Origin of the sequence: Methylobacterium sp. E-066 (genome assembly GCF_022829635.1) — a bacterium.
GTDB lineage: Bacteria > Pseudomonadota > Alphaproteobacteria > Rhizobiales > Beijerinckiaceae > Methylobacterium.
This window is the reverse complement of the sequence record NZ_JAKSYO010000025.1, coordinates 1-404: the sequence shown is the minus strand read 5'-3', so window position 1 is coordinate 404 and position 404 is coordinate 1. Positions and strand designations below refer to the sequence as shown.

The 404-nt window shown below is 62.6% G+C and carries 2 pseudogenes; one reads left to right on the top strand and one right to left on the bottom strand.

Annotated elements, in window-relative coordinates:
- A pseudogene (locus MKL20_RS01630) lies at positions 1–141 on the bottom strand (30S ribosomal protein S10); the annotation flags it as partial.
- 110 nt (positions 142–251) lie between these two features.
- Between MKL20_RS01630 and MKL20_RS01625 the strand changes: the two are divergent.
- A pseudogene (locus MKL20_RS01625) lies at positions 252–374 on the top strand (IS630 family transposase); the annotation flags it as partial.
- Positions 375–404 lie beyond the last annotated feature (30 nt).

Below are 404 nucleotides of genomic sequence, written 5' to 3'. Positions count from 1 at the left end.
CATCAGCGCGTCCACGGTCTGCGGCGTCGGATCGACGATATCGAGCACTCGCTTGTGCGTGCGCATCTCGAACTGCTCGCGCGACTTCTTGTCGATGTGCGGCGAGCGGTTCACGGTGAACTTCGCGATATGCGTCGGCATGGATTATCGGTTCGCGTCGGACAAACACGCTTACCGAGCCTTCAACGAGGCGGTTGCCCGTGAAGGGATCGGGTCATTTGTCAGCGCTCAGGGGAAGCTGCTGCACTGACCTCCGCCGTCTCGCTGCCGAGCGGACCGTCGAGGGTTTGTGGTCGGCCATCGGGCGCCTCGTCGACACCGTCACACCCGACGAGTGCGCCAACTTCTTCGCCGCCGCAGGAGCCGCAGGATAGGAGCCAGATTAAACCGAAAACGCTCTAGCG